The organism is Mesorhizobium sp. PUT5, assembly GCF_052216645.1.
Taxonomy (GTDB): domain Bacteria; phylum Pseudomonadota; class Alphaproteobacteria; order Rhizobiales; family Rhizobiaceae; genus Mesorhizobium.
Genome location: NZ_JBQOSO010000003.1, coordinates 404,382 through 426,465, shown reverse-complemented (window position 1 = coordinate 426,465; position 22,084 = coordinate 404,382). Strand labels below are relative to the sequence as shown.

Genomic DNA, 22,084 nt, shown 5'->3' with positions numbered 1-22,084 from the left:
GGATGTCCGAACTTCTACGACACGCAATAAGAACTTTTATCGATTGGATCTTTCGACGCCGATCGCCAGCACTCCAAGTGATGCGCATCGGGCTCTCATGCCTGACTATAGCGCTAAGTGTTAGCTGGGCGCTCGATATTTCGATTCCTCTCCAGGGCGGCAGGCTCGCGTTCAACGTCAATACCGTTGAAGGAACGCCTGGTCTTGTGGTTGGTGGCGTGGCTCTCCTCGGCGGACTGCTTATCCTCATGGGGTTGATTTGGGAGATCGTTCGCTACCGCGCGGAACAGCGCCGACTATCTCGCAAGAAGGTCATTGTCGTCGAAGCACGCGGTCTCCGTGACGGCGTTGGCAAGGCGCTTGCCGACGCCGTGCCGAAGAATGTCGAAGGGCATCGCGATCCCGTGATTCTTGATCTGCGCCAAGGCGTGGTCGACGGCCAAATAGTGAGCCCACAAGCAGCCGTCGACAAACTCGTTTCCCTTCCCGTCGATCTGGCAAGGCGCGAAGCAGGTCTGGATCGCAGCGACCTGCAGCGCATCTATGGCGGTTTGGCGCCCGTGCCATTGACGTTTCTGACGGGGGTGCTGATCGATGACGAGGCCTCGACAATCATCTTCGATTGGGACCGCCATCAGCAAAAATGGCGTCCATTGGATGCGCCCGACGACCAAAAGCGTTTTGTCATTGATGGAATCGATAAGATCTCGGCTGGCGCTGAAGAAGTCGCTCTGCTTGTTTCCGTGTCGTATCAGGTTGATGCGGTCGGCATCGGGAAGAAGCTCGAAGGCATTGCACAGATGTCTTTGTCCTTGGACGGTGGTCTTCCGGACAGCCATTGGTCAGAAGACAAGCAGCGAGCGCTGGGTCAGCAGTTTCTCGAAACGGCGATCCGCTTAGGTAACCTGGGCATCCGTCGCATCCATCTTTTCCTGGCAGCCCAGAACAGCGTCGTTTTCCGATTCGGATGTCTGTACGACAAGCGCAACCTTCCCGAATTGATCGTGTATCAGTACCAAAGGGAAGCCAGCCCGCCTTACCCATGGGGTGTTCTCATGCCCATCAGCGGACGTCTCAAACCCGAGATCATCTGATATTGATCCCCATTGGCTTGGGAGATGATCGGCGCTCATTCATGAATGAGCGCGAGGTACGCGAGTCTGCTTTGTTAACCTCGATGTCCGTAACCGGCCAGTCTCCTTGCGGCCGCTCTTCCGTCCTTGAGGAAGCCAAACGAATGTGAAGTTTCGGGCGACGAGCGACTGAGATGCGATCGATGACGGGGGGCAGCATATCGCGAATTCTGCCGAAACTGGACTGATGGGGAATGGCCCCCGATAAGGCGATTCCTACAAGATCAGGGAAGCCACCATCGCATCGGGAACCAGGTGTCATGACGCGATTAGCAGTCCCGATGATCACTGCGCCATCCGTGGCGTAATCCGCTTCACACGGCGGCAACCCAGTTCGGCACCGCTTCGCTGGCCGGTCCATAGCGGGCTTCATCGAAGCTATGGGCGTTGGCCGAGGGTTCGAGGTTGATCTCGCAGGTGCGGATGCCAGCTCGGTTGGCATCCTCGACCAAGCCCGCGGCGGGATAGACGGCGCCAGACGTGCCGATGGCGACGAACAAATCGGAACCCAGAAGCGCAGCATTGATTGCTTTCAGGTGGAACGGCGTCTCACCGAACCAGACGACGTGCGGCCGCAGCGTTCCTGTGCGCTGGCAGGCGGGACAAGAATCCGTCACGTTGAGATCGTCGCGCCAGACGTTCACCGTCTTGCAGGCAGTGCAGCGCGCCTTCAGCAACTCACCGTGCATATGCACAATCTGCCGGGAGCCCGCGCGCTCGTGCAGGTCATCGATATTTTGGGTGCAGAGGAAGAGTTCGCCGCCCCTGTCCGCCAATCCAGCCTCCAGCCGAGCCAGCGCCTGATGGGCGGCGTTGGGCTCGGCCCGAAGCAGGGCTGCGCGCCGGGCATTGTAGAAGGCATGGACTTCCCGAGGGGTGCGGGCAAACGCGGCAGGCGTTGCCAGCTTCATCGGATCGTAGCGCGCCCACAGGCCGTCCCGGTCACGAAACGTGCCAAGCCCGCTTTCGGCGGAGACACCGGCGCCGGTGAGAACGAATATTCGTTTCGCGCGGTTGCTCATTTGACGCCCTTTCATTCTCTGCTCAGTCTGGAACTTACCGCGGCTGACGTCTGGTCCTACGCGCCTTCTCCCTCCTCTCCGATGATCTTGTTGCGCATGCGACGGAACTGCGCAGCATCGATGGCGCCGTCGTCGAGCAGGCGCTTGAGCCGTTCGAGGCGGCCAATGAGATCGGTGTTGTCCGGCGGTGGCGGCAACGGCGGCGGCAAGGCTTCGAGGCGAACCCGCTTCACGTCGTTGGCAACGATGTTCAAGCCCGATTCGCCGCCATGGCTGCCGCTGGGATCGTCAGTGAGGTGAACGGCCTTGAAGGCCCACACGAGGCAGCCGAGCCAGACGATAATCGTGCCGCCCAACACCACGTTGAGGATCAGGATCACCCAGCGGTTGGGGTGCTGGCGGTGGAAGGCGATGATCGTCGGCAGGAAATAAACCACCCCGAGGATCACCAGCACCAACAGGAAGCCGAGGACGGTGGCCACGACGTCGTCGTCCTGCGCGGCCGCTGGCGTGAGCACGGCGAGGCTGACCAGCAATGACAAGCCGACCGACGCAAGAGCCCGGGAAATCATCCGTAGATTACACCGTAGAAGATCACATACACCACGACCGAGCCGATCCATAGCCAGAGCGGAGTAAGCGGCAATCCGGCGATCGATTTGCGGCGCAGGAAATAACCGATCTGGGTGAGCAACAGGAACGGCACCAACGTTCGGTTCTCGCGATTGAGACCGGCAGCCTTAATTCGGTTCGCGTCCTTGTAGGCAAACAGAAATGATAGGGCGGCCGTCCAGAATGTCCCCCCTCTCTGGAACGCCCGGCTGTAAGGGCTGACGCCAACAGCGAGTGCGATAATCTCCATCGCCATGACAATCATAAGGACAAGAGCGAGCAGGTTCGCGTAGGTCGGCTTGTAGGCGACAGTGGCGCTTGCCGCACTGTAAGCCCCCGCTTGAACAGGCGGCGTATACCGAGCGGCGCCGAGCGGCGGCGGCGCGCCTGCACCGCCGGTTAGCGGCGGCGGCCCGCCTGCGGCGTGAAGTTCGGTTTGTGAGGCGGGCAGCCAGCGTGTACCGAACTTGGCCGTCCACACACGTGTGTCGTGTGCCAGCAGCCCGTTGCCGAGCATCACCCGCAGGTCGGCTTCCGACACCGGCCCGCGCTGGGCGCCGCTCTCTTCATAGTACCAGTCTGTCATGCTTATCCCCCTCACTCTGATGTTGAAAGCACCGGATCAATGGCCCGCATCGAGCCGATCCCCGGTGGTCCAGCCCAACGATCCCCGGTTAATATGGGATCACCGGTCCGTCGATTGTCAAGCCGCATGTCTGGCTTGTACGACCCATGGACGCCAAAACCATCCTCGGCCTCAATCTGCGGCGCCTGCGGGTCGAACGCGGCTACTCCCAGGAGCGGCTCGCCCTCGATGCGGGCATCGATCGCGCCTATGTCGGCCGCATCGAGCGCGGCTCCGAAAACGTCACCATCGCGCGGCTGGAAGCGCTTGCCGCCATCCTGCAGGTGCCGGTCGCGGCCCTGTTTGCGGAGCCTGCCGATCACAAGCCGCCTGCGCTGCGGCCGGGCCGCAAGCCGAAGGCGCGCTAGCTGAACGGACTCGGCTGCCCTGCCTGTCGCGTCCGTGCTGATCATTCTTGCCTCTTTGCGTGACGTTGCTGTTGGTTGACGTGGATTACATACTATAGTTGATAAACTCAACGCCCAAATTCCCGAATGGTCGGCGCATGAACATGCGCAAGCTCGTCGGGCGGAATTTTGCGCGCCTGCGCGCGGCAAGCGGCCTCACCCAGGAGGCCGTGGCCGAACGGGCGAATCTGAGCCAGCAATATATCAGCGGGCTGGAGCGCGGCACCCGCAACCCGACCGTGGAGACGCTGGCCGACATTGCGCGCGCCCTTGGCGTCAGCCATGTCGAACTGGTCATGCCGACCGACCCGAACGAAAGCCCGGACGAATAGGCGCCGCAGGCTCCAGCATCGCTTGCAGGATCGCCATGACATGTTCGCTTGATGGCTCGTCGCCGTCGAAGAGGGCAAGCAGGTAGCGGGCCTTGGCGTGGCGTTCGGCGTCGGTGCTGGCCGGACGGGCGCACAGGCGCATCAGCAGATGGCGCTCGCGGTCGCTGGCCATGTCCAGCCGCCGCCATTCCTTCGATGTCGGTTCGCGGCCGAGGACGACCGCGTCGGTCTCCTGCGAGAGGCGGCGCAGATCCGCATAGGCGACACAGTGATCGCAGATCGAGTCGATTAGGGCCTGCGAGACGTTCTCGGCGGCGCCGATATGGACGGCTTCCTCGGCGATGGGTTCAGCAGCGGAAATCGTCGCCCGGGCCTCGACCGGCGTCTCCCTCGGTATTCTGCCAGCAGCGAGCGGCGCCAGCACAACGTTCGGCAGGGTGGCAAGCACGCTGCGACGCGTGGGGGCGGCAGGAAGACCGGCCATGCTCAATACTCCTCGGCCAGCATGATGGTGAGCACGCGGCGGGTGACGGCGGGATCGGCCGGGTCGGCCGAGGCAAAGCTCAGGCTCGGATCGTAACAGTCGATCTTCCACAGGATGCTGTCATGGCCGACCTCGACCATGGCGCAGTCATGCTCGCCATGCGGATCGTTGTCTGGGGTGAAGGCATCGAAGCGGGCGACGGCCGCGACGATGGCGGCGATCACGGCCTGCTGGCGGGTCGCCACGCCTGCGGTGAGCACAATGCGGCCGCCGGAACCGGTGCGGCGCAGACGGTCGTTGAGCTGGCGAATGCGCTCGGTCGATCCGCTGGGGGCGGTGGTGGTGACCATGCCTGAACACTCCAAAACGATTGCGGGGTTGGGAATGCGTAGCAGCAAGAAGCGGGGGGCCCGGGCTCAGCTCTGCCCGTGCCCGAAGCAGCAGCCGGTCAATGGGACGCGGCGACATAGGCGGGGTGCAGCCGGGCGATGTGCTCGGCCCGCCGCACGATCCGGCCGAGTTCGGGCCAATCGCGCCATGTCAGCGTGAACAACTCGCCCCGCAGTTCCACCACGCGGGCCTCATACCAGCCCTCGGCCTCGCCCTCTTCCTTGGCCAGCACGAGGTCGCCCGCCGTGATCACCGCCCAGCCGCTTTGCCGGGCCGGGTCGGCCGGGCTTGCGGCGGTGGTCGTGCCGACAGGGTTGGCCGGTTCAGGCTTGGTTTGGGCGGCGCTGCCGCTGTTCGACTCAGCCGGGCCGCCCTGTGCGCTGGCGGCGGTTTCGGCTGGCGGGGCAGCCCCTGCGCCCCGATCGCGCCCAGCGGGCTTGTGCGGGGCGGTGGCGGGCGTTGCGTGAACCCCGGCGGCCTTGGCGGCCCTTGCACCAGCCTCGGCACCCTCGGCGGCAGCCCCAGCCCCGGCGGGCAACTGTGCCACAAGCTCGCTGTACAGCCCGCCCTTGACGAAGGGCACGAAAGCCCGCCCGCTGGCGAACACCCGCCCGGCGGGTAGTTGTGCAGCCAGCCGCCGCAGCGCCTCGCTGGTCGCCGCGACCGCGACCATGCCCATCATCGCCGCCGCCTTGCGGGCCAGCGCCACATCTTCGTCGCCAAACCACGAGGCATGCGGCCGACCGTTGGCGTCGAGGCCGAACACGATCAGACACGCGGCGGGCAGTTTTGCCACTAGCTTGGAAATCGGCTTGGAGATTGTCTGGCTGGCTGGCGTGGCCAGCGGCTTGCCGGGCGGCAGTGCCGAAGGCGTCACGGCGGCAGCGACGGAAGGGCTCATGATTTGCTTCCCCATAAAAGAAGAGGGAGCCAAATCGGCTCCCTCAGGTTGATCGTTCGGATGCTGGCGGCGTCTATCCGGCATGGCCCTGCCCACTGACGAAAATGGCTGAAAACCGGCTCATGCGACCTCGCCCGTTGCGCGCTGCCGATCGGCAGCAAACAGGGCAAGTATATAGGAATAAATACCTCTTGTCAAGGTGGCGGGCTTTTGCCCGGCAACTTCCGCCTGCAAAGACATCAAGCCGCCCATGCCCCGCGCCCGGCCGGGCAGGCCCGGTTTGCGGGTGTTTTAGCGCCTCGCAAGATGGTCCCACGGGGGTGATGATCATCGACGGCGAGATGAACCGGCACCGACCCCGCGCCTTGGCCCTTGGTGGGAAGGTTCAAGACCTCGACGTGGCGGCGCTTGAGCGCAACATCTCGATCTGCACACGGCAGGGCCAAGGAGCAAATGCCCGGTTCCCTGACGCGACCGATCTTGATGACCATCGGCGCAACATGCAATGCATCGACAGGCTCAGGCCCGATGCCGTGATTGTCCTGGATAGTCCGACCGGGCCGAACAGTGACGAGATCGTCGGTGCGAACGGCTTACGCCGCGTCCAGTGTCGGGATGGCCGAAACATCGACCTCGCGTTCGGCATGCCATGCGTCATAGGCAGCCTGCATGCGGAGCCACACACCAGGACCATCACCGAACAGCTTGCCCAGTTTGGCCGCAATGGTAGGAGAAACCGGCTTCTTCTCGCGCAGGATGTCGTAGAGCTGCTGGCGCGAAATGCCGAGCAGTCCCGCAATTTCCACCTTGGTCTTTCCAGTTGCCGGGATGATATCCTCAAGCAGCGCGCCGGGGTGGGACGGGCAGCGCGCGATCGGACGCTTCGGCCTGTGCTCGCTCATATAAGGACCTTCTCCAGTCGCCGCCTCTAGTGATATTGCTCGAAATCGACACGGGCGGCGTCTGTGCCATCGAACTCGAATGTGGTGCACCACGGACCGTTGACGTGAACGGTGTAGCGCGTCGGGTTGAAGCCGCTCAAAGCGTGAAAGTCGAAACCGGGAAGGTTCATGTCTTCCGGACGCTCGGCGGCTTCCAGGCGGTCGAGCCGGACGAGAATGCGCTTGTGAATTTTGGCGTCGATCTTAGCAGATTTCCCGGTTGCGAAGAGGTCTGCCAGCGCCTTGTTCTTGAACGACTTGATCATCGCTCATGTAAGCGAATTGCTGACACCAAGTCAAGCTAAATGTAAGTCAATAACTGACGGGAAGCGCGGAAGCTCGGCGCCGTTGGCTGCGCTGAAAGCACGTCAGGTAGGGCAAGCACCGGTCGCGCGGCGTCCCCAAATTCGGGGCCCCCTCCCGCATGTCCAGACCATAGGAGCTGTCGGCACTTTGGCAAAGCCCCGTTTCGGGCCTTGCTTTGGCTTCGCCGGGACTGTTGCCGGATCATTGTCGGGGCGGCTTGGCAGCGCCGTGCAAAGCGATCCGGCAGCATAGGCCTGCCGCCGGACAGCAGGTGCTGCGGCAGGGCTGGCGATCGTCGATGCGGTTGCCATTGCAGATGTCGAACTCGCCTTGGGCGCAGAAGCGCCAAAGCGCATGCTGGACGAAACGCGGAAAGCAGGCCGGGAAGCCCGGATTGAACCGCCGCGCGTCGATCCTGTCCGCCAACGCCGCGACGATGTCGGCGCAGCCGCCCGCTCCGTAACAGCCGGGGCCATAGGGATGGTTGGCCTTCAGCCGCTGCAGGATGCCGGTGCGGTGCAAGAAATTGTGCACCAGCGTGTCGATGACGATCATGCCGATGCCGGTGGTCAGCCAGCGCTCCCGGCCGTTGGCGGTTCCGATCAGCAATGTCGACAGCGCCATCGCCAGCACCTTGTCCGAGACGCCGTGAATATTGCGCATCGGCTCCAGGACGGCTTGGCGCATGACCGCGGCTCGATGCTGAGGATCCGCGAGCCGGTGGTCTGCCTGTTCCAGCCGCGCATCGATCCAGCCGACGATGTCGCCGTCGCAGACGTCGCGGATGAACAGCAACAGGCTGTAGGCGCCTTGGCTCAGCCGTCCGTTGCGCAAGGGCTGCCGTGGCAGCGGACAGGCCTCCAGCAGGGCAGGTTCGGCGCATGTGCGGGCCGTCTTGCGATAGCCGCAACCGTCGAAATGCCAATAGCTCTTCAGCCTCGGACAGGCGGGACGACCCCGAATAGGCAGTGTGTCGGAAATCCCAGCCCAGCCGACGGGGGCGTTGGTGTGGACAAAAGCTTCCGCCGCGGCATCGGAAATGCCCTGATGCTGCATGGCGTGCAGCAGCCAGTCATAGATGGCGGCGGAATCCCGATCCAGCACCGCCGCCGCTACGCCCTCGGCCGCCAGCCGCGTCCGCATCTCCAAGAGGAAGCCGCGATCGCCCAGCACCAGTGCCGGTTCGATCACCGCCAGCGCCCAGTCCAGCCCCTCCTCGTCCACCGCCGCCATCGCCCGCAACGTGCAAATCGCACCGGTAAGCGGCATACCAGGGCCGAAATAGGCAGCGTCAAGTGCTCTCCCGACTGGCCGGATCTCGCACGCTTTCCTGTCGAATTCTCAGAACTCCGCTGATGTGCCGCTATGGATTTTGCAACACAATGGTGATACACACCGACGTGCTAACGGTAGCAAAGCCCACTGTTTTCATTGTCTTTTCTGCGCTATCTGCCCAGTCCTCTTCTGGGCACCATTCCCATCCCGACTACCAACGGGATCAAGAAGTTAAGCCTTTCCAAAGCGTTGCGCTCACCACACTGTGTTACAAAGGGTGTGTCACAATGCTTTTTCGGCTGGTGCGCCGTCATCATGGATCTGGTCTGCCCCCTGAAAAGTGGTCCTCTTTGAAGTAGGCTATTGAGCCTGAGAGAGGACGTTGGAATGCCCCAGAAGAAGCACAAGCCCGAAGAGATCGTCGCAAAGCTACGCCAGGTCGATATTCTGTTGTCACAAGGCCGCTCGGTCGGAGAAGCGGTTCGTACAATCGGCGTGACGCAGTTTACGTATTACCGCTGGCGCAAGGAGTTTGGTGGCCTGAAGGGCGACCAGGTGAAGCGCCTGAAAGAGCTCGAGAAAGAGAACGACCGGCTGCGCAAGGCGGTGTCGGATCTGACGCTGGAAAAGCTGATCCTGAAAGAGGCTGCAGCGGGAAACTTCTGAGCCCCGCCCGCCGTCGGCGCTGTGTCGATCATGTCGTGGCGAAGCTGTCCGTCTCGGAACGCTTTGCCTGCAAGGTTCTCGGCCAGCACCGTTCGACCCATCGCAAAAAGCCACATGGCCGGCCTGATGAAGAGGCGTTGATCGCCGACATCGTCCGACTGGCCTCGCGCTACGGCCGCTATGGCTATCGCCGGATCACGGCGATGCTGCGGTCCGAGGGCTGGACGGTGAATGCCAAACGCGTCGAGCGCATCTGGCGACGGGAGGGGCTGAAGGTTCCCCAGAAACAACCGAAGAAAGGCAGGCTCTGGCTGACTGACGGATCGTGCATCCGGCTTCGGCCCGAGCACCCAAATCATGTCTGGTCCTATGACTTCGTCGAGGGCCGGATCCACAATGGCAGGAAGTTCCGCATGCTCAATATCATCGACGAGTTCACCCGGGAGTGCCTGGCGATCCGCATCGATCGCAAGCTCAACTCGACCGACGTCATCGACGCCCTGTCGGACCTGTTCATCCTGCGGGGTGTGCCCGGCTATGTTCGTTCTGACAACGGCCCGGAGTTCATTGCCAAGGCGGTGCGAGAGTGGATCGTGGCCGTCGGCGCAAAGACCGCGTTCATCGAGCCGGGTAGCCCATGGGAGAACGGCTATTGCGAGAGCTTCAACTCGAAGCTGCGTGACGAACTGCTCAACGGGGAGATATTCTACAGCCTCGCTGAGGCAAAGGTCATCATCGAGGCATGGAGACGCTACTACAACACTGAGCGGCCGCACTCATCGCTTGGATATAGACCCCCGGCACCGGAGGCTATTATCTGGCCTGCGCCGCCGCGCGGATCGGCACCACCATCTGCCCAGGCAATAGCCGAAAAGCCGATCATGCACTAAGACTGAAACCGGACCACCTTATGGGGTCAGGCCAGATCGTGCCGGTGACACACCACCGCCAATCTCGGCATCCCAAAAGTATCACACCGATCTTCCTGTCATCGCAGGCGCCGGAACAGCCTGGGCTCCATTGCGAAAATCCGTGGGCGTGATGCCATATCTGCGGCGAAACGTGCGGTTGAAGTAAGACAGGTCGTTGAAGCCGCAGGCATGCGCGACCGATGCGATGGTAAAGATCGTCCGCACCGGGTTGCGCAGCAATTGCCGCGACCGCTCCAGCCGCAGGAACAGGACGAAATCGGAAAAGGTCGTCTGTTCCTCCTGGAACAGCTTGCGGACATAGCGCGCCGAGATGCCGTGGCGCATGGCGATCAGGTCGATGGAAAGGGCCGGTTCGCAAAGATGCCTACCGATATCGGCCTTGATGGCCCGCAGCCGCGCCGCGCGCACGCCTCCGCGCTCGCCGCCGGGCGGACCGCGATCCGGTTCGAATCCGACCATCGCCGCCATCAGGTCGCGGATATGGCCGGCGGCGAGCCGGCCGAGTTCGTCCGAGAACGGCTGCGGCCGAGCCTGCAGCAGCCGTACATAGCCGAGGAGCAGGTCGAGCACATCGCTTTGCCGGCTCACCACGGTCATAGAAAAGTCCCGGCCACCCGCGAGCAGCGGCACCAGATCGTCGGTCGGGACCGATATATTGGTGAACTTCGCCCTGTCGCCGGACCGGATGACGCTGCGCTCGCCGCCCCTCAGGAAGATGGCGTCGCCGGCGTCGAGCACATGCTCGCGGCCGTTCTGGGCGACATGGAGCGGTACGTCGGCGGTGACGACGAAGACCATGTCCGCTTCGTCGCCGGCGATGAGCTTTTGCGTGCGCGATACCCTGACAGGAGTGGCCGTCACCGAGGCGAGGGCAGCGCCCGGCAGCACGCGCAGTTCGCCTTCGGCGTGAAAGGAGGTGTCCTTCACCGGCTCGATATCGAGCCGCACCATGGTCTGCCCGAACACCTCGCGCCAGACCGGGAGTCGATCACGCGCAGGCAGCGCACTCGTCGAAAGGAACAGCGGCGAGGATGGCGCCGGGGCCGGTTCGTCCAGGTTCTCCATGCACGCTTTCCCCCTTTTGCGACGATGCAACAGCGCCGCCCGAACGTCAATTTTGTTCCGTTTCGTCCGCATCCGGTTCCCTCCGGTCCATGACGAGGGGTTGCGGGGGCGGCATTATGGGAATCGATTAGGGGCGTGGAGGGACAAGATCCGAATGAGCATGCCGGGAGGCGCCGCCGCCAGCGCTGATGATGAAGCTTCGACCAGCCTGCCGCCTCGCCCGGGAAAGGCCGGCCGGGTGCTGCTGTTCTTTCTCTATTTCTTCGGTGTCGCCTTTGCGGTCCCGATGATCGTCGTGGCGGCGGTCCAGGCGAAATATGGATTGATCGACGGGCCGCCCTCGTTTCCGGCCGATACGTTCGGCGAGACGGTCAAGAAAGTCGCCTTCTACGGCATCTTCGTCTGGGCCGGCTTGCAGTTCTTCATCTTCGGGCGGGTCGCCTCGTGGGCCGCCCAGGTGCCGGCCATTCCCGGTGTCGAGCCTGTGGCGGCCGAGGCTCTGATGCAGCGACTGCTTTCCATCAACGAACAGGACGTTCCCTATACGATAAAGCACGGCAACCGCCCAAACGAGATCGTCGTCGACTGGCGCTATGCCGACGCCAAATGGCTCGACCTGATGCGCATCCACGGCATGAAAAAAGGCTACCGGCTGGTGCTTCGCTTCGACGAAGGCGCGCGCACCGTCCGGGCGCAGGACAGATATGCCTCGTTCGACTGGTCGGCGGGGCGCGGCCCGGATTTGCTCAGCCTCAACTGGAACATGTCGCTGGGCATCACCTTCTACGAATACCGGCACGAGCGGATCTTCGGCCTGCAATTCAGGGACGGCAAGCCGACCTTCGACCTCAGCTATGCCTACACGTTCGACCTCAACGAACTGAAGCAGCCGATGATCGAAATCATCCGCCATTCAGGCTGGAACTTCCGGCCGGTCATCACCTTCTTCCGCCCGGTCGGCGGATAGGAACAGGAGCCGATATGCAACACGTTTACCGGACCTTGCTTGCAGCAGCCATGATCGCGCTTTTGCCGGTCGCGCTGCTGTCGGCGACCGCGCAGGAGGAAGAACAGCCGCGCTGGTTCGGCAGCGACGACGGCCGTTCGACGATGCTTCTCTACGGCGTGCCGGACAGCGACTATGTGATGCTTCATTTCTCCTGCGCCATCGGCAAGCCCGTTGTGAACGTCCATGTGCAGGACGAGGAAAGCAGCGCTGAGGAGGGAGCGGCCATGCACGTGCGCCTGTCGGCGGGCGGGCGACAGGTCGCGTTTTCGGGAAAAGCCATCTCCAACGAAGATTCCGGCGGAAAGGACGTCAAGGGCGAGTTGCCGCTCAACGATACGCTGCGGGCCATCCTGGCCGCGAAGGGCACACTGGAGATCGTCGTCGACGGGCACACGCAGCGCTACGACATGGACGGCGCGGCCGAGCCGGCGGTGGTGATGCTTGCCGCCTGCGACGCGCCAATGCCGGCCGGCGACCTCGACGTGATGGTGACGAACAAGGCGAGGCGGCCCTTACAGAGCTTCGCCTGGTCGGAGGCCGGCGTGAATTCCTTCGACAGTGACGCCTTCGGCTATGACCCGCTGGAATCGGGCGCAAGCCGGACATTCACCATTTCCGGCGGCCGCGAAGCCTGCACCTTCGACGTGTCGGTGAGCTTCGCCGAAGAGGACGACGAGGAATGCTGCAGCGATCTGACGCCGGCCGGCACACAGAATCTGTGCGAAAACAGCACGTTCGTCGTCCATGACTAGGTTTTTGAAGATCAGGCTCGCCTGCCTCCTGAGTCACCGATCTCGGCCACGGCAGGATCGAACTCAAAATGCGCAAGCGTGCTGCAGGGTCGCCTGCCGTCTGGTCCATCCGCAACCCTGCGGCGGCGAATTCCCGGCGGAGCAGGACGAACGCGCACCTCAGAGTTTTGCCTTGCGCGCCGGCCCGAGTCGGAGGTGAGCCAATGAGGCACGTCGGATTTGCAGCGGTCTGCGGCGGGGCCATCCTTCCGGCACTGTCTGCGCCGGCCGTTGCCCAAGACGAGGGCCGCGGCATCGGCTATGCCGCCACCGGCCCGGTTTTCGAGCTGCCGGGAGCCATGAGCGTCGAGCGGCAGGACGTCCATATCTCAATCTATTCTGTCCGGCTGACCTACGTCTTCAAATCTTTCAGACACCAGAGCGTGCTTTTCAGCTTCGCCATGCCCGAGGTGCCGGTGGATGCCAGCCCCGACATCGCGGCGCTCGACGAAAACTCCGAGGCTGCGGGACTTGCCGCCGACGCGCAGCCGGCCAACTACCTGCGCCTCTCGGTGCGCGTGAACGGGCAGAAGCTGGCGCTTACCGGCCATGGCCGGGCGCTGAGCGAGGGGAAGGACGTGACCCGGCAATTGCTCGATACCGGCGTGCCCTTGCTCTCCGGACCCGACGGTAATCCGACATGGCGGCACCTGCCGCCGGAAAAGCAGACAAAGCTCGAAGCGAGCGGCCTGATCGACGGTGGCTCGGCGCTATGGACCTATCAGGCCGATTTCGAGTGGGGCCTGTCTTTTGAGCCAGGTGAAACACGCGTCGAGGTCAGCTATTCTCCGTTTTTCGACTACTGGAGCGACATCAATCTCGACGATTTCCCCGAAATCGAGCCCCGCGGTTCGGCAACGCAAGCCTATTGCATCGACGGCGCCATACGCCGCGCATTCCTTTCCGGCAAGCATCCGTACGAGATGTACACCGTCACCCATCTGGCGCCGTCGGGTGGTTGGCGCGGACCGGTCGGGCGGTACCGGCTCGTGGTCGACAAGGAACATCCCACCGACCTGGTCGCATTCTGCCCGCTCGAAGCAAGGAAGACCTTGCCGACGCGCTTCGAGTGGACGGCCACGAACTACACCCCAGGTAGTCAGACCGGCGTGTTGTTCTTCATGGACCCGGACGCCGCAGCCGCCGGCGGACAGGAATGATCATGGAGCGATCGATCCGGCATCTGCTCTCCGCGCCAGCCCTGCAGCCCGCAGCACCAGCGCTTGGCTGCCAAGTCCGACTATCCGGTCATCGGCCTCGCCACGGTGTGGAGGGCTGCTCGGGCGCCCGCCGACTGTCTTGCGGAAGGAAAACGGCATGAAAACAAAAATTGACGTCGCAGCCCTCGTTCTTCTCGGCTTCCTGCTGGCCGACCCGGCGCGGGCGCAGATTGCAGACGGCGAGCAGGAATTTCAGGCGATGGCGGCGGCGCTGAAAGCCAATGATGCCGAGCGACGATCAGCGATCGAGACCTGTATCGGCCAGGGCATCGGCTCCAATCTGGCTGGCCTGGCCGAATTCATGGGCGTGCCGGAGGAAAGAGCGACCGAGGCGTGGTGCACGCGCATGACCAACGGAATTGCAAACGGCAGGCTGACCCTGGCTGACGTCAACGCACTGAACGAAGGCACGATCACGCCCGGCGCGCAGGAAGTTCTGACGACTGCGTCAGAAGGTAGATAGAAGCCGGGCAGGAACCCCGAACGCGCCGGACATCGATTCCGATTGCGGGGGACTGATTGGCCGCCTTGAACATGAATGGCTTTCGACGGAAAATGCCGGCCGCCTTGGCACATCGATGCCGTCGAAGAGCGTCAACCCATCCGAGCCCGCGCGCGCGGGTTCGCGCCACGGCGGCATGGCAACCTCATGGAAGCTCCGACAGCGGCAGGCCCGCTCGGCTTCCCGCCATGGAGATGTGCTTGCGCATGTAGTAGCTGGCGCCCTCGGGATCGCGGATGGCGATCGCCTCGAGAATGCTTTCGTGTTCCTGCACCGCATGCATGAGGTTGCCCCGACGCTCGGTGGGCAAGCGCTGGCTCTCCAGCAATATGCTGGAGAAGGTCTGGTGCATGTCGACCAGCAGCTTGTTGCGGCAGATGCGCATGATGAGGTGGTGGAAGTCGAAGTCCGCCTGTGCGTAGAGGGAGATATCGCCGGCCAGGGCGGCCCGGCGAAATGTCTGCACGCATTCCCTCAGTTCCGCCAGCTCGGGATCGGTATGGCCTATGGCGGCGAGCTGGGCCGCGTAGCTCTCCACGACATGGCGGAACTGGTAGACCTCCCTCAGCGAGTAGCGCGCGGCGAAGCGCCACGAAGGGGTTGCGGGCTTTTCCCCCGGGTCGGCGCAGACAAAGCCCCGCCCGCTCGGCTTGGCCGTGATCTCTCCTATCGTGGCCAGGATGGAAAGGGCCTCGCGCAGCGTGGCGCGGCTGACACTCAGGTCGCGGGCGAGATTGCGCTGCGGCGGCAAGCTTTCGCCGGGCTTGAGGTACCCGGTGCGGATCATCGTCTGAATCGCGTCCACGGTCGCCTGGGCGACGCTGACGGCCGGCCCGCGCCGCCGCTCCGGCACAAAACCTGCGGCTTGTAAGTCCTGCGCCGTAACGGGCTTCATCATGAAGTTCCACGCATGCCAGATTCAGACCATGACATCCCCGCCATTCGGGTTCATGGTCGCGCCTATGTAGTACGAGCCTTCCTCGGACGCCAGCAGCACGGCAGTGGGGGCGATCTCTTCCACGCTGCCGGCACGCCCGATCGGCAACTCGGACAGCTTGCGCGCCTTCCAGTCCTGCGGCAGGGCCTGGAACAGGGCAGTGTCGATGGGGCCGGGACATATGGCGTTGACCGTCACGCCGTCACGCGCGACCTCGTAGGCCAGGGATCGGGTGAAGCCGATCACGCCGGCCTTTGCCGCGGCGTAGTGGGCCATTTCGGGCGCTCCCTTGTGGCCGAGCTGCGAGGCGATGTTGATGATGCGCCCGAACTTGCGACCGATCATCGGCTTCAGCACCGCGCGCGTGCACAGGAACACGCTGCGCAGATTCACGGCCATCATCTGATCCCACATCTCTGTGCTCATGTCGGCGACCACCGAAGTGGTGTCTATCCCGGCATTGTTGACGAGGATGTCGATCTTGCCGAGTTCCGCCTGGGCCTTGGCGACGGCCGCCTCCACCTGTTTCTCGTCGCTCACGTCGGCGGCAAGCGCGCAGGTCCTGACGCCGAATTGCTTCAGGGCGGCGGCGCTTTTCTCGGCCGCGGCGGGCTTGAGGTCGAGGACGGCGACGTCGGCCCCCTCCCGCGCGAAGGCGGTGGCGATCGCCGCACCTATGCCGCCGGCCGCGCCGGTGACCAGGGCCGTCTTTCCTGCAAGGCGTCCAGTCATGTCGAAGTTCCCTTTCCTGCAAGCTGATGTTGGATGGAATGATCGGGCGGCACGGCACCGCCTGGCACGGCACGGCCGAGAATGCGCTCGGCTTCGCGCATGAAGGTGTTGAAGGTGTCGGACGCCGGAACTGTCGCGGCGACGTCGGCATGCCGGAAGCAATGGACGGCATGCCGCTTGCCCACTATTTCCTGCGGCGGCATCTCATGGCGGCAGCGATCCACCACGAAGGGGCAGCGCGATGCCAGGAAGCAGCCCTTGGGCAGATTTATGGGGCTCGGGATTTCGCCTTTCAGACTGACGCTGCTTTCCATCTTCAGATGCGGATGCGGCAGCATCACCGAAGACAGCAGGCCACTGGAATAGGGATGCTGCGGACGGTTGAACACGGTTTCGGCGTCGCCCTGCTCCACGATCATGCCAAGATACATGACGGCGACGCGATGGCTGATGAAACGCACGGTCGAAAGGTCGTGCGAGATGAACAGATAGGCGGTGTTGCGTTCAGCCTGGATACGCCTGAGCAGGTCGATGATCTCGGCTCTCGCCGTCGGATCGAGCGCCGAGGTCGGCTCGTCGAGCACGACCAGTTCGGGCTCGGTGACCATGGCGCGGGCGATACCGACGCGCTGCTGCTGGCCGGACGAAAGCTCGGACGGATAGGCGTTCAGCAATTCCGGGTCCAGCCTGACCAGGGCAAGGGCGTCGGCGGTCTTCCTCCGGCGTGTTTCCCGGTCGAGCTTCAGCGGCAGCAGGGGCTCGCTGATGGTCTCGCCGATCTTCATGCGCGGGTCCAGGGACTCGTTGGGCTCCTGGAACACGAACTGGATCTTGCCGGCCAGTTGCCTGCGATGCTGCCTGCGCAGCGCAAGGTCCGTGTCGCGGAACCGTATGCTGCCGCCGCTCGGCTCCAGCAGGCCCACGATGCAGCGGCCGACGGTGGTCTTGCCGGACCCGCTTTCGCCGACCAGGCCGAGCGTCTCGCCGGGCTCTATCGACAGGCTCACGCCGTTGATCGCCTGGACGACCATCTTCGAGCCGGCGATGGGGAAGCGCTTGTAGAGATTGTCGATGGTGAGGATCGCGCTCATGCAGGCCTCACCGGAAAATGGCAGCGTGCGAAATGCCCGGGTGCGATTTCCGCGAAGGCGGGCCGTTCGGCCCGGCAGACCGGCTGGGCAATGGGGCAGCGCTGCGCATACTGGCATCCGGCGCGCGTCTGCCGCCGCACTCCCGTATCGGGGACGCTCCAGCTCTCCCGCAGCTTCGGACTATGGGAGAAAGCGGCAAGGAGCATCAGGGTGTAAGGATGGGCCGGCCTCAGGAAAAGATCCTCGCGGGAGGCCATCTCCATGATCTCGCCCGAATAGAGCACGGCTGTGCGGCTGCAGAAATGCGCCGTTATGCCGACGTCGCGCGTAATGAAGAGCATCGCGCTTCCCTGGTCCGCGGCCAGCTTGGCGAGCAGATCGAGGATTTGCGCCTGTACGGTGACGTCGAGCCCGCTGGTGGCGTCGTCCGAGATCACGAAGGCCGGGTTGCAGATGAGCGCCATGGCGATGACGACACGTTGAGCCATGCCGCCCGACAGCTCGTGCGGGTAGGCGTTCAGGCGCCGCTCCGGGTCCGGGATCTGGACGTCGCGCAGGATCTGCAGCGCCATTTTCTGCGCTTCCTGCGAACCGACATTGAGGTGGATTCTGGCCATGGAGGCGATCTGGCGCCCAACCGTTAGGAGAGGATTCAGCTCGGCGCGCGGGTTGGGAACCACGACGGAAAGCCTGCGGCCGCGCAGCCCCCTCAACTCCGGTTCCGAAAGCTTCAGGATTTGCCTGCCTTCGAAGAGCACCTCGCCGGCGCTGATGCGGCCGGGTGGCGGCGGCAGGCCAAGGATGGAGCGCGCCATGGTCGTCTTGCCGGCCCCGCTTTCGCCGACGAGGCCGACGATCTCGCCCGGTTGCACCGCAAGGTCGATACCTTTGAGCACCTCCTTGGGCTCGCCGTTGCTCGAAGGGAAGGTCACGCGCAGGTTCCTGACCTCGATGAGCGGCTCTGCGGTCCGGACCGATCCGGTCTGCGGGGGCAAGACGACGGTTGTCATGGTCGATGGAGCCTTCGCATCAGTTCGTGATCCGCGGATCGAGGAGGAAATAGATCAGGTCCACCACAATGTAGACGACAAGGGAGAAGACCGCCGAGAACAGCACGAAACCGAGCACCGGATAGATGTCGGAGTTCAGCACGCCCTGCACGGCGTATTGACCTGCACCGCCCCATGAAAAGACGATCTCGACCAGCACGGCGCCGCCGATGAGGAAACCGTAGAGGACGGAGATGATCGTCACGATCGAAGGCAGGGCGTTGCGCAATGCGTGCCGCACCACCAGCCTCTGGGGCACGCCGCACAGAACCTCGTAGCGGCTGAAATCCGCTTCGAGCATCTTTTCCATGGTGGACTGCGTCATCTTGAGGATCGGGCCGGCGTTCAGCAGGCCGAGGGTGAGAACCGGCAGCACGAGATGCGCGCAGGCCGACTTGAACGCCTCGAAATCGCCGGCCAACAAGGAATCGATGGTCAGCGCGCCGGTCACCGGCATCGGCGGAAGCACGATCATGTCGATGCGGCCGAGCGGCGCCGGCGCCCAGCCGAGAACGGTGTAGAAGATGAAGATCAGCACCAGCGCGAACCAGAAATCGGGCAGCGCGCCCGCGCTGATGCCGTAGAAGTCGGTGACCCGCGCCACCCAGCCGCTCGGATTTCGCGCCGCGTAGACGCCGAGGGTGACGCCGATCAGGATGGCGAGGACGAGCGAGTAGGTCACCAGTTCGAGCGTGGCCGGGAACCGTTGCACGAGATCTTCGAGCACCGGCCGCGTCGTCTGCCAGGAGGTGCCAAGGTCGCCGTGCAGGAGGTCGCGGACATAGATCAGGAACTGCGTGTAAAGGGGCTGGTCGAGGCCAAGCTGCTGTTGCAGCGCGGCGATGGCCGACGGAGTGGCGGTGGGGCCGAGCATCAGCACGGCCGGATCGCCCGGTATGCTCTTCACGAGCAGGAAGCTGACAAGGACGATGCCGAGAAGCTGCGGCACCACGAAGACGAGGCGCTTGCCCAGATAGAACAGTACCGACATCAGACCGCCTCCCGGCGCGCGCGCCGGCTCTCGCTGCGTTCCCGTGCCTCTGCCAGGAGCTGGCGACGTTTGGCGGGGTCGGCCAGCACCTCGATCGACGAGCCGACCAGGGAAAAGCCGAATACGGTGATGGCCAGCATGGCACCTGGAAACATGGAAGGCCACCATTGCCCGGTGACGACATTCTGAAAGCCCATGGCGATCATGCTGCCCCACTCGGGCGTCGGCGCCCGCACGCCCGCGCCGACGAAGGAGAGCGCTGCGGTGAGCAATATGCCCCAGCCGACATTGACGGAGAGCTGGGCGAGCACCGGTGCCATGGCATTGGGCACCACATGGCGGACAATGGTGCGCAGGTCGGACAGGCCGTTGACCTGGGAAGCCTCGACATAGCGCATCGACCGTATGCTGAGCACCTGGGAGCGCATCAGCCGCAGATAGATCGGCGCGTTGACGAAGGCGATCGCCAGTACGACCGTCTGTATGCTCTGGCCGAGGCTGGCCACGAGCGCGATGGCGAAGACGAACACCGGGAAAGCCTGCAGCACGTCGGCGGCGCGCATGACCGCGAACGACAACCACACGCGAATGCCGCGACCGGTGCTGTAGAAGCCGACCAGCGCGCCGATCGTTCCGCCGACCAGGGCGGAAAGAAGGGTGCCGAGTATGGCGATGGTCAGGTCGATGCGCGGGGCGTAGATGGCACGGCTGAATATGTCCATGCCGACATTGTCGGTGCCGAACAGATGCGCGGCACTGGGCGGCTGCAGGAAGCTCACCGAGTCGGCCTCGGTCGGCGAATAGGGAGCGATCCATGGCGCGGCGATCGCCAGCAGCGCGATGGCCGTCACGATGATGTAGCCGGCCGCGAAACGCGGCCGCAGGGCGGCCAACCTTGCGAGCAGGCCCAGCTTGCGAAACATGGTTGATCTTCCTCGATGCGCCGTGCCCACCAACCCGGACCATGGAGCCTCCCGCCAAGGCGGCGGGAGGCTCGCGCTGGAACTAGCCTCGCGAGAAGTCCTGGAAACGCAGGTTGTTGGACGAATAGTAGGTGTAGCCCTTCAACCCCGCCTTCCGGGCGAGCGTGTATTTCGGATAGGCGATGAAGCCCCAGGGCGCCTCGTCCATCAGGGTCTTCTGCACCGCCGCGTATTTCTCCATGCGCACGGAGTCATCCAGCGTCGCAAGACCTTCGGTGATCGTGCGATCCACTTCGGGATTGTTGTAGTTTGAATAGTTCACGTAGCTCTCGGAATTGAAATAGAGGTAGGTCGAATAGCCGGGGTCCGGGGTCCACGGGGAATCCAGATAGAAGATCATCGGCTTCGCGCGTTTGGTGACGTTCTCGTAGAATACGCCGGCCGGCAGCTTCTCGAGCGTGAGCTCGATGCCGATCTGCTTCAGAGAGGTCTGGATCAGGAGCGCAATGGGTTCCTGGGTCGGATCGCCGGCGTTGTAGGACAGTGTGGTCGAGAGCGGCCCGGTCACCCCGGCCTTCGCGAGCATCTCCTTGGCCTTGGCCAGATCGTAGGCGTAGTTGAAGAAACTCTCGTTCGCCATCGGATAGATGTATGGCATCGGCGCCTTCTGCTCGTCCGCATAGCCATAGTAGATGGTGCGGATGATCTCGTCGCGCGGTATGGCCAGGTTAACGGCCCGCCTTACGTCGACATTGTCGAAGGGCGCGATCTTGGCGTTCAGTTCGAGCCAGATCATGTAGGAGGCGTTGACCGCATCCACCGCGACGCCCGGCTGGGTCTTGAGCGCTTCAAGCTCGCGCGGCTGGAGGAACTGGGCGATGTTGACCGCGCCGCCCTGCAGCAGCGAGAAGCGGCTGGCGGACTGCGGCACCTCCCGCATGATCACGCGCTTCATGAACGGCTTTTCGTCCCAGTAGTCGTCCCGCGCCTCGAAGACCGCCTGCTGCCCGCGCACGAGTTGGGCAAGGCGATAGGGGCCGAAGCCCGCGCTGTCGTTCTTGAGGAAGTTGACCGCCCAGGGGTCGTCCGAGCCGCCGACCTCGGAGCATTTGGTGGCGTCGTAGATGGGATTGGCCAGGTTGCACTGCTGCTTGAGCAGGATGGGGTTCGGCTGATCGAGATTGAAGGAGATGGCGTAATCGCCCTCGACCTTGACTTGATCCGGCGACTTCAGGCCCAGAACCGCCGTCTGGAACAGGCCCTGGCCCTTGAGGTTGAATTTCCGGTCCCACGTCCACTTGACGTCCTTGGACGTGAACGTGTTGCCCCAGTTCGAAACCACGCCCTCGCGCAGCTTGAAGGTGGCCTTGCGCCCGTCCGGCGAAACTTCCCATTTCTCGGCGAGGCGTCCGCGCAGGGCAAGGCCGTTCGGCTTGTCGGCATGCACCGAGGTATCCTCGCGCATGGCATCGGGCGAATTGGGGTCGGCAATCTTTTCGTAGCCAAGCATGTATTCGTACAGCGCGCCCAGCGAGTCGATGGAGCCGAGGCTGACGTCGAACTCGATGTCCAGACCCTGCGGGGTTGCAGGCGCCGCAATTACCAGCGTGGTGTTCGCGTCCTGGGCCATCGCGTCTCCCACCCGCCCCATGGACGAGAACATGGCTGCGCCGCCGAGCGCGGCAGACCCCTGCAGAAACCGGCGCCGCGTCGTGCCTATCGCGATTCTCGTGAACTTGTCAGACATT

General features: G+C 63.6%; 25 protein-coding genes. 8 read left to right on the top strand and 17 right to left on the bottom strand.

Annotation, left to right across the window (positions count from 1 at the left end; translation table 11 throughout):
- Positions 1 to 2 precede the first annotated feature (2 nt).
- On the top strand, positions 3 to 1,094 hold the full coding sequence (locus ACTDI4_RS03630; protein WP_442839858.1) for an SAVED domain-containing protein: 1,092 nt from the start codon (positions 3 to 5) through the stop codon (positions 1,092 to 1,094).
- A gap of 353 nt (positions 1,095 to 1,447) precedes the next feature.
- Here ACTDI4_RS03630 and ACTDI4_RS03625 read toward each other — a convergent pair whose 3' ends face one another.
- The 3 genes from ACTDI4_RS03625 to ACTDI4_RS03615 are packed head-to-tail and all read right to left on the bottom strand — an operon-like array spanning position 1,448 to position 3,353.
- Positions 1,448 to 2,155: an NAD-dependent deacylase gene (locus tag ACTDI4_RS03625; RefSeq protein WP_442839857.1), complete on the bottom strand. Its 708-nt coding sequence runs from the start codon at positions 2,153 to 2,155 to the stop codon at positions 1,448 to 1,450.
- 56 nt (positions 2,156 to 2,211) lie between these two features.
- Positions 2,212 to 2,691, bottom strand: a complete 480-nt coding sequence (locus tag ACTDI4_RS03620; RefSeq protein ID WP_442839856.1) for a superinfection immunity protein — start codon at positions 2,689 to 2,691, stop codon at positions 2,212 to 2,214.
- 32 nt (positions 2,692 to 2,723) lie between these two features.
- On the bottom strand, positions 2,724 to 3,353 hold the full coding sequence (locus tag ACTDI4_RS03615; RefSeq protein WP_442839855.1) for a DUF4339 domain-containing protein: 630 nt from the start codon (positions 3,351 to 3,353) through the stop codon (positions 2,724 to 2,726).
- A 146-nt stretch (positions 3,354 to 3,499) separates the two neighbouring features.
- Here ACTDI4_RS03615 and ACTDI4_RS03610 point away from each other — a divergent pair, with 146 nt between their 5' ends.
- Both ACTDI4_RS03610 and ACTDI4_RS03605 read left to right on the top strand, forming a co-directional pair.
- The gene (locus ACTDI4_RS03610; RefSeq protein WP_442839854.1) at positions 3,500 to 3,760 is read left to right on the top strand and encodes a helix-turn-helix domain-containing protein; all 261 of its coding nucleotides are present in this window, start codon (positions 3,500 to 3,502) and stop codon (positions 3,758 to 3,760) included.
- Positions 3,761 to 3,897: 137 nt separating this feature from the next.
- Positions 3,898 to 4,131 carry a helix-turn-helix domain-containing protein gene (locus tag ACTDI4_RS03605; protein WP_442839853.1) on the top strand — a complete coding sequence of 78 codons (234 nt, stop codon included), beginning with the start codon at positions 3,898 to 3,900 and terminating at the stop codon, positions 4,129 to 4,131.
- Here ACTDI4_RS03605 and ACTDI4_RS03600 read toward each other — a convergent pair.
- The 6 genes from ACTDI4_RS03600 to ACTDI4_RS03575 all read right to left on the bottom strand — a co-directional run bounded on the left by ACTDI4_RS03600 (position 4,094) and on the right by ACTDI4_RS03575 (position 8,422).
- Positions 4,094 to 4,615, bottom strand: coding sequence for a hypothetical protein (locus tag ACTDI4_RS03600; protein WP_442839852.1), 522 nt, complete (start codon positions 4,613 to 4,615; stop codon positions 4,094 to 4,096). The two genes, ACTDI4_RS03605 and ACTDI4_RS03600, sit on opposite strands and share 38 nt — an antisense overlap.
- 2 nt (positions 4,616 to 4,617) lie before the next feature.
- Complete coding sequence (locus ACTDI4_RS03595; RefSeq protein ID WP_442839851.1) at positions 4,618 to 4,965, bottom strand: DUF3768 domain-containing protein; 348 nt, start codon at positions 4,963 to 4,965, stop codon at positions 4,618 to 4,620.
- Between the two features lie 98 nt (positions 4,966 to 5,063).
- Complete coding sequence (locus ACTDI4_RS03590; RefSeq protein WP_442839850.1) at positions 5,064 to 5,906, bottom strand: hypothetical protein; 843 nt, start codon at positions 5,904 to 5,906, stop codon at positions 5,064 to 5,066.
- A 593-nt stretch (positions 5,907 to 6,499) separates the two neighbouring features.
- Positions 6,500 to 6,808 (bottom strand): HigA family addiction module antitoxin, encoded by a 309-nt coding sequence (locus ACTDI4_RS03585; protein WP_442839849.1) that lies wholly within the window; start codon positions 6,806 to 6,808, stop codon positions 6,500 to 6,502.
- A gap of 26 nt (positions 6,809 to 6,834) precedes the next feature.
- Positions 6,835 to 7,113 carry a type II toxin-antitoxin system RelE/ParE family toxin gene (locus ACTDI4_RS03580; RefSeq protein ID WP_442839848.1) on the bottom strand — a complete coding sequence of 93 codons (279 nt, stop codon included), beginning with the start codon at positions 7,111 to 7,113 and terminating at the stop codon, positions 6,835 to 6,837.
- Positions 7,114 to 7,354: 241 nt separating this feature from the next.
- Positions 7,355 to 8,422: a hypothetical protein gene (locus ACTDI4_RS03575; protein ID WP_442839847.1), complete on the bottom strand. Its 1,068-nt coding sequence runs from the start codon at positions 8,420 to 8,422 to the stop codon at positions 7,355 to 7,357.
- 393 nt (positions 8,423 to 8,815) lie between these two features.
- On the opposite strand from ACTDI4_RS03575, the gene ACTDI4_RS03570 reads away from it, so the two are divergent.
- Positions 8,816 to 9,984 (top strand): IS3 family transposase gene (locus ACTDI4_RS03570; RefSeq protein ID WP_442839846.1). Its coding sequence is split into 2 segments (ribosomal slippage): positions 8,816 to 9,077 and positions 9,077 to 9,984, totalling 1,170 coding nucleotides; the frame shifts between segments, so codons are not numbered across the junction.
- Positions 9,985 to 10,065: 81 nt separating this feature from the next.
- On the opposite strand, the gene ACTDI4_RS03565 is transcribed toward ACTDI4_RS03570, so the two are convergent.
- On the bottom strand, positions 10,066 to 11,091 hold the full coding sequence (locus tag ACTDI4_RS03565; RefSeq protein WP_442839845.1) for an AraC family transcriptional regulator: 1,026 nt from the start codon (positions 11,089 to 11,091) through the stop codon (positions 10,066 to 10,068).
- Between the two features lie 154 nt (positions 11,092 to 11,245).
- Between ACTDI4_RS03565 and ACTDI4_RS03560 the strand changes: the two genes are divergently transcribed.
- From ACTDI4_RS03560 to ACTDI4_RS03545, 4 genes are all read left to right on the top strand, one after another.
- Entirely contained in the window at positions 11,246 to 12,058 is an 813-nt protein-coding gene (locus tag ACTDI4_RS03560) for a hypothetical protein (RefSeq protein WP_442839844.1), read from the top strand.
- A 14-nt stretch (positions 12,059 to 12,072) separates the two neighbouring features.
- Positions 12,073 to 12,852, top strand: coding sequence for a hypothetical protein (locus ACTDI4_RS03555; protein WP_442839843.1), 780 nt, complete (start codon positions 12,073 to 12,075; stop codon positions 12,850 to 12,852).
- A 203-nt stretch (positions 12,853 to 13,055) separates the two neighbouring features.
- Positions 13,056 to 14,051 (top strand): DUF4424 family protein, encoded by a 996-nt coding sequence (locus tag ACTDI4_RS03550; RefSeq protein ID WP_442839842.1) that lies wholly within the window; start codon positions 13,056 to 13,058, stop codon positions 14,049 to 14,051.
- A gap of 139 nt (positions 14,052 to 14,190) precedes the next feature.
- Positions 14,191 to 14,574, top strand: a complete 384-nt coding sequence (locus ACTDI4_RS03545) for a hypothetical protein (protein WP_442839841.1) — start codon at positions 14,191 to 14,193, stop codon at positions 14,572 to 14,574.
- A gap of 184 nt (positions 14,575 to 14,758) precedes the next feature.
- Here the strand turns inward: ACTDI4_RS03545 and ACTDI4_RS03540 are convergent, their stop codons facing one another.
- The 7 genes from ACTDI4_RS03540 to ACTDI4_RS03510 all read right to left on the bottom strand — a co-directional run bounded on the left by ACTDI4_RS03540 (position 14,759) and on the right by ACTDI4_RS03510 (position 22,083).
- A complete protein-coding gene (locus tag ACTDI4_RS03540; protein WP_442839840.1) occupies positions 14,759 to 15,511 on the bottom strand; it encodes a FadR/GntR family transcriptional regulator in 753 nt (250 codons plus the stop codon).
- A gap of 21 nt (positions 15,512 to 15,532) precedes the next feature.
- Positions 15,533 to 16,282, bottom strand: a complete 750-nt coding sequence (locus tag ACTDI4_RS03535; protein ID WP_442839839.1) for an SDR family NAD(P)-dependent oxidoreductase — start codon at positions 16,280 to 16,282, stop codon at positions 15,533 to 15,535.
- Positions 16,279 to 17,373, bottom strand: coding sequence for an ABC transporter ATP-binding protein (locus tag ACTDI4_RS03530; protein ID WP_442839838.1), 1,095 nt, complete (start codon positions 17,371 to 17,373; stop codon positions 16,279 to 16,281). The genes ACTDI4_RS03535 and ACTDI4_RS03530 overlap by 4 nt, the downstream gene beginning before the upstream one ends.
- The gene (locus ACTDI4_RS03525; RefSeq protein WP_442839837.1) at positions 17,370 to 18,383 is read right to left on the bottom strand and encodes an ABC transporter ATP-binding protein; all 1,014 of its coding nucleotides are present in this window, start codon (positions 18,381 to 18,383) and stop codon (positions 17,370 to 17,372) included. Before ACTDI4_RS03525 ends, ACTDI4_RS03530 begins: the two co-directional genes overlap by 4 nt.
- Before the next feature lie 19 nt (positions 18,384 to 18,402).
- Complete coding sequence (locus ACTDI4_RS03520; protein WP_442839836.1) at positions 18,403 to 19,413, bottom strand: ABC transporter permease; 1,011 nt, start codon at positions 19,411 to 19,413, stop codon at positions 18,403 to 18,405.
- Positions 19,413 to 20,336: an ABC transporter permease gene (locus ACTDI4_RS03515; RefSeq protein ID WP_442839835.1), complete on the bottom strand. Its 924-nt coding sequence runs from the start codon at positions 20,334 to 20,336 to the stop codon at positions 19,413 to 19,415. The genes ACTDI4_RS03520 and ACTDI4_RS03515 overlap by 1 nt, the downstream gene beginning before the upstream one ends.
- A gap of 82 nt (positions 20,337 to 20,418) precedes the next feature.
- Positions 20,419 to 22,083 (bottom strand): ABC transporter substrate-binding protein, encoded by a 1,665-nt coding sequence (locus ACTDI4_RS03510; RefSeq protein ID WP_442839834.1) that lies wholly within the window; start codon positions 22,081 to 22,083, stop codon positions 20,419 to 20,421.
- Position 22,084 lies beyond the last annotated feature (1 nt).

What these genes read in the sequence shown, in the direction of transcription:
- ACTDI4_RS03520 (WP_442839836.1), bottom strand. Translation starts at nt 19,413, where the DNA reads ATGTCGGTACTGTTCTATCTGGGCAAGCGCCTCGTCTTCGTGGTGCCG.
- ACTDI4_RS03610 (WP_442839854.1), top strand. Translation starts at nt 3,500, where the DNA reads ATGGACGCCAAAACCATCCTCGGCCTCAATCTGCGGCGCCTGCGGGTC.
- ACTDI4_RS03615 (WP_442839855.1), bottom strand. Translation starts at nt 3,353, where the DNA reads ATGACAGACTGGTACTATGAAGAGAGCGGCGCCCAGCGCGGGCCGGTG.
- ACTDI4_RS03605 (WP_442839853.1), top strand. Translation starts at nt 3,898, where the DNA reads ATGAACATGCGCAAGCTCGTCGGGCGGAATTTTGCGCGCCTGCGCGCG.
- ACTDI4_RS03535 (WP_442839839.1), bottom strand. Translation starts at nt 16,282, where the DNA reads ATGACTGGACGCCTTGCAGGAAAGACGGCCCTGGTCACCGGCGCGGCC.
- ACTDI4_RS03565 (WP_442839845.1), bottom strand. Translation starts at nt 11,091, where the DNA reads ATGGAGAACCTGGACGAACCGGCCCCGGCGCCATCCTCGCCGCTGTTC.
- ACTDI4_RS03575 (WP_442839847.1), bottom strand. Translation starts at nt 8,422, where the DNA reads ATGCCGCTTACCGGTGCGATTTGCACGTTGCGGGCGATGGCGGCGGTG.
- ACTDI4_RS03625 (WP_442839857.1), bottom strand. Translation starts at nt 2,155, where the DNA reads ATGAGCAACCGCGCGAAACGAATATTCGTTCTCACCGGCGCCGGTGTC.
- ACTDI4_RS03585 (WP_442839849.1), bottom strand. Translation starts at nt 6,808, where the DNA reads ATGAGCGAGCACAGGCCGAAGCGTCCGATCGCGCGCTGCCCGTCCCAC.
- ACTDI4_RS03580 (WP_442839848.1), bottom strand. Translation starts at nt 7,113, where the DNA reads ATGATCAAGTCGTTCAAGAACAAGGCGCTGGCAGACCTCTTCGCAACC.
- ACTDI4_RS03530 (WP_442839838.1), bottom strand. Translation starts at nt 17,373, where the DNA reads ATGAGCGCGATCCTCACCATCGACAATCTCTACAAGCGCTTCCCCATC.
- ACTDI4_RS03630 (WP_442839858.1), top strand. Translation starts at nt 3, where the DNA reads ATGTCCGAACTTCTACGACACGCAATAAGAACTTTTATCGATTGGATC.
- ACTDI4_RS03555 (WP_442839843.1), top strand. Translation starts at nt 12,073, where the DNA reads ATGCAACACGTTTACCGGACCTTGCTTGCAGCAGCCATGATCGCGCTT.
- ACTDI4_RS03560 (WP_442839844.1), top strand. Translation starts at nt 11,246, where the DNA reads ATGAGCATGCCGGGAGGCGCCGCCGCCAGCGCTGATGATGAAGCTTCG.
- ACTDI4_RS03515 (WP_442839835.1), bottom strand. Translation starts at nt 20,336, where the DNA reads ATGTTTCGCAAGCTGGGCCTGCTCGCAAGGTTGGCCGCCCTGCGGCCG.
- ACTDI4_RS03595 (WP_442839851.1), bottom strand. Translation starts at nt 4,965, where the DNA reads ATGGTCACCACCACCGCCCCCAGCGGATCGACCGAGCGCATTCGCCAG.
- ACTDI4_RS03510 (WP_442839834.1), bottom strand. Translation starts at nt 22,083, where the DNA reads ATGTCTGACAAGTTCACGAGAATCGCGATAGGCACGACGCGGCGCCGG.
- ACTDI4_RS03590 (WP_442839850.1), bottom strand. Translation starts at nt 5,906, where the DNA reads ATGAGCCCTTCCGTCGCTGCCGCCGTGACGCCTTCGGCACTGCCGCCC.
- ACTDI4_RS03525 (WP_442839837.1), bottom strand. Translation starts at nt 18,383, where the DNA reads ATGACAACCGTCGTCTTGCCCCCGCAGACCGGATCGGTCCGGACCGCA.
- ACTDI4_RS03540 (WP_442839840.1), bottom strand. Translation starts at nt 15,511, where the DNA reads ATGATGAAGCCCGTTACGGCGCAGGACTTACAAGCCGCAGGTTTTGTG.
- ACTDI4_RS03600 (WP_442839852.1), bottom strand. Translation starts at nt 4,615, where the DNA reads ATGGCCGGTCTTCCTGCCGCCCCCACGCGTCGCAGCGTGCTTGCCACC.
- ACTDI4_RS03550 (WP_442839842.1), top strand. Translation starts at nt 13,056, where the DNA reads ATGAGGCACGTCGGATTTGCAGCGGTCTGCGGCGGGGCCATCCTTCCG.